Source organism: Halobacterium bonnevillei (assembly GCF_009831555.1).
Classification (GTDB): Archaea; Halobacteriota; Halobacteria; order Halobacteriales; family Halobacteriaceae; genus Halobacterium; species Halobacterium bonnevillei.
On the sequence record NZ_WUUU01000245.1, the window covers coordinates 1 to 3,320 of the forward strand.

The following is a 3,320-nucleotide window of genomic DNA, read 5'->3' on the forward strand; positions in this document are numbered from 1 at the left end:
GACGCGAGCATCGGCGTCGGCGCGCTCTCCGAACTCGCTGTCGGCTACCGCGGCGCCGACGAACTCGCGACGGTCAGCGACCTCGACGCGGGCGACCACGTCGTCGCGACGCTGACCGACGCGTTCCCGACCCGTGAGACGTTCCTCCGCGAGGGGTTCTGAGCCCCGTACTGTTTTCCGCGGGGGCGTCAAGCCTGGCGTATGACGAGGTGGCTGGCAGTCCTGGCGGGCGTCGTTGCATCCGTCGTCGCCGCGGTCGCGGCGGTCGCAAACAGTCCCCCGTCCCTCCTCCTCGCTGGCTTCTGGGGCGGCATCGTCGCTGGCGTCGTCGTCGGTGGCGTGCGCGCCGGACTCTGGCACGGCCTCCTCGTTGGCCTGGCCGAACTCATCCTCGTCGTCTCCCTGCTCGTCGTCGCGCTCGTACTCTACGACCCACAGCACGCGCGCCCCGGCATCGGCTACTCCATCGTTCTCGTTCCCGCGCTCGGTGTCGCGTACGTCGTCGAAGCCGTGGTGGGTGGTGTAATCGGGGGTGTCGTAGGCCGGGTCCGCCAGTGAGCGAGCGACACCCGGTCGAACCGGCGCTAACCCGCGTTAATTGGAAGAAATCCGGCGTCAGCGACTCCACACACCTTATGCCCGGAGCGCACAGTATCGAGTGCAATGATCGAACTCGTCGACGCGGTTGCGACAGTCGGTATCGACATCGCGAACGTCGCGGCAGCCGGCCCGCCCGCCGACCTGCCCGGACCGGTGCCGGACTTCGTGGGGGACGTCCTCGGGTCCGTGCGGTCGTTCATCGAGGGGTCCATCGACAACCTCGGGAAGGCAGTCAGCGACCTGACGCCCGGCGGAAACTAACGGCTACGCCGGTTCGAATCGGAAGCCGTCCCACGCCTGGCTGTCGGGTTCCCTGATGCCCGCGCCCGGTTCGCGTAGTTCCGCCGCGTAGACCGGTTCCACGTCGTCGCCGATGTCGACGCCGTCGGCGGTCGTCAGCTGGCCGAGCGCGCGCACGCTCTCGCCGTCGACAGTGAACTCGACGATGGCGAGGTGGTTCGGTTCGCGGACGCCCGGCGGCGTCGCCGTCGACGTCGTCCACGTGACGACCGTCCCGGTGCGGTCGCTGAGGTCAACGGTCTCGGTCTGTTCTGCGCCACAGTCCGGGCAGCGCGTGTGCCCGGGGTACGTGACGTGGCCGTTCTCGCAGCGGTGTGCGTCGAAACTGGGGGCGTCGTCAGTCATGGCTGTTCGAGGATGGTGGTGGTGACGCAGTTCCCGAACCCGCCGACGTTGCACGCGAGGCCGACCGTCGCGTCGACCTGGCGCGCGCCCGCGTCGCCGAGCAACTGCTGGTAGATTTCGTACGCCTGTGCGACGCCGCTGGCGCCCAGCGGGTGGCCCTTCGACTTGAGGCCGCCGGAGGTGTTGATGGGGAGGTCGCCGTCGCGGTCCGTGACGCCCTCCTCGACGGCCTTCCAGCCCTCGCCCTTCTCGAAGAACCCGAGGTCCTCGCTCTGCAGGAACTCCAGAATCGTGAACATGTCGTGGAGTTCCGCGACGTCGACGTCCTCGGGACCGCGGTCGGCCATCTCGTAGGCGACGTTCGACGACTCGACGACGCCGCCCATCGTGGTCGGGTCCTCGCGCTCGTGGACGACGTGAGTGTCCGTCGCACCGCCGACGCCCGACACGACGACGTAGTCGTCGGTGTACTCCTGTGCCACGGACTCCGGACAGAACACGAGACCGGCGCTGCCGTCCGTGATCGGACAGAAGTCGTACAGCCGAAGGGGGTCGGCGACGACCGGCGACTCCAGGACCGTCTCCAGGTCGACCTCCTTGCGGAACTGCGCGTGCGGGTTGTCCGTGCCGTTGCGGTGGTTCTTCACCGCGACCTTCCCCAGCGATTCGCGGGGCGCGTCGTACTCGTCGAGGTATTTGCGGGCGGTCAGGCCGGCGAAACTCGGGAGCGTGACGCCGTGCTTGTACTCCACGGGATGGGTGAGGCTGGCGATGACGTCCGTCGCTTCCCCCGTCGTCTTGTGGGTCATCTTCTCCCCGCCGACCAGCAGCGTCAGGTCGCTGGCGCCGGAGGCGACGGACTGCCAGGCGGCGTAGATGCCGGCGCCGCCGGAGGCGCTCGTCTGGTCGACGCGCTGCGTGTACGCGGGCAGCGCGTTCAGGTCGTGAGCGAGCGCGTTCGGGACGCCGGTCTGTCCCTCGAACTCGCCGCTCGCCATGTTCGAAACGTAGAGGTGGTCGACGTCGCCGCCGTCGCGCCCGCGTCGTCGAGCGCGGCGTCGCCGGCTTCCGCCAGCAGCGCCCGCACCCAGGCGTCGCGGTCGCCGAACTGCGTCATCGACGCACCGATGATTGCTACGCGGTCCATATCTCACCGTCACACAGCGGGGTCTTTACGCTTTCACCTCCGACCGCACCGACGCGCGAGCGGGCGCCCGCGCCCTCCGGCGGCGAGTACTGCGGCTTACGCCTCGATCACGAGCACCCGGAGGTCGTTGACGTTCGTGCCGGTCGGTCCCGTCCGCAGCAACGCATTCCGACCGGCGAGGAACCCGCCGGCGTCGTTGTGGCCGAGCGCCTCGCGCGCGGCGCTCGGGTCGTCGACCGTCCCGGTGTCCACGAGCGCGCCGGCGTGCTCGCTCGCGCCGTCGATTCCGTCCGTGTCGACGCACGCGAACGCAGCGCGCTCCGGCAGCCGGGGGCGGCGGCGAGTGCACACTCCTGGTTCGGGCCGCCTTCCCCGTCGCCCTCGACGGTCACGGTGAGTTCGCCACCCGAGACGACGACTGCCGGGGGCGACACCGGGTTTCCGGTGGCTCTGGCTTCGGCCGCGATCGCTGCGTGCACCAGTCCGACGTCCGCGGCTTCGCCCTCGATGCCGGCCGAGAGCACGAGCGGCTCGTACCCGCGGTCGCGTGCCGTCTCGACCGCTGCCTCGAGGGCCGTCCTGCCGTCTGCGAGCACGTGGGTGTGCACGCTCTCGAACGCGGGGTCGCCCGCAGAGGGCGTCTCCGGGACGTCGCCGGCTGCGCCGCGTTCGAGGCGGGTGCGGACCCCATCCGGAACGTCGATGTCGCGTTCGTCGAGGACCGCGAGCGCGTCGTCGTACGTCGATGTATCGGGGACCGTCGGGCCGCTGGCAACGACGTCGAGGTCGTTGCCGACGACGTCGCTGAACACCAGCGTCGCGACGGTCGCCGGGGCGAGTGCTCGCGCGAGCCGGCCGCCCTTGAGCGCCGAACAGTGCTTCCGGACGGCGTTCACGTCGTGGATCGGCGCGCCGGAGCCGCAGCAGC

The 3,320-nt window shown here is 70.2% G+C and carries 4 protein-coding genes and 2 pseudogenes; 3 read left to right on the forward strand and 3 right to left on the reverse strand.

Going from position 1 to position 3,320, the window contains the following annotated elements; translation table 11 throughout:
- Positions 1-9: 9 nt before the first annotated feature.
- From GRX66_RS20865 to GRX66_RS17665, 3 genes are all read left to right on the forward strand, one after another.
- The gene (locus tag GRX66_RS20865) at positions 10-162 is read left to right on the forward strand and encodes a sterol carrier protein domain-containing protein (RefSeq protein ID WP_394351541.1); all 153 of its coding nucleotides are present in this window, start codon (positions 10-12) and stop codon (positions 160-162) included.
- Between the two features lie 39 nt (positions 163-201).
- Positions 202-558 carry a DUF5518 domain-containing protein gene (locus GRX66_RS17660; protein WP_159527675.1) on the forward strand — a complete coding sequence of 119 codons (357 nt, stop codon included), beginning with the start codon at positions 202-204 and terminating at the stop codon, positions 556-558.
- A 105-nt stretch (positions 559-663) separates the two neighbouring features.
- Positions 664-861 carry a hypothetical protein gene (locus GRX66_RS17665; protein WP_159527676.1) on the forward strand — a complete coding sequence of 66 codons (198 nt, stop codon included), beginning with the start codon at positions 664-666 and terminating at the stop codon, positions 859-861.
- Positions 862-864: 3 nt separating this feature from the next.
- Here the strand turns inward: GRX66_RS17665 and GRX66_RS17670 are convergent, their stop codons facing one another.
- From GRX66_RS17670 to GRX66_RS20870, 3 genes and pseudogenes are all read right to left on the reverse strand, one after another.
- Positions 865-1,245 carry a Zn-ribbon domain-containing OB-fold protein gene (locus GRX66_RS17670; RefSeq protein ID WP_159527677.1) on the reverse strand — a complete coding sequence of 127 codons (381 nt, stop codon included), beginning with the start codon at positions 1,243-1,245 and terminating at the stop codon, positions 865-867.
- Positions 1,242-2,392, reverse strand: a pseudogene (locus GRX66_RS17675) (thiolase family protein). Before GRX66_RS17675 ends, GRX66_RS17670 begins: the two are co-directional and overlap by 4 nt.
- 96 nt (positions 2,393-2,488) lie before the next feature.
- Positions 2,489-3,320: pseudogene (locus GRX66_RS20870) on the reverse strand (glycerate kinase type-2 family protein); the annotation flags it as partial.

What these genes read in the sequence shown, in the direction of transcription:
- GRX66_RS17660 (WP_159527675.1), top strand. Translation starts at nt 202, where the DNA reads ATGACGAGGTGGCTGGCAGTCCTGGCGGGCGTCGTTGCATCCGTCGTC.
- GRX66_RS17665 (WP_159527676.1), top strand. Translation starts at nt 664, where the DNA reads ATGATCGAACTCGTCGACGCGGTTGCGACAGTCGGTATCGACATCGCG.
- GRX66_RS17670 (WP_159527677.1), bottom strand. Translation starts at nt 1,245, where the DNA reads ATGACTGACGACGCCCCCAGTTTCGACGCACACCGCTGCGAGAACGGC.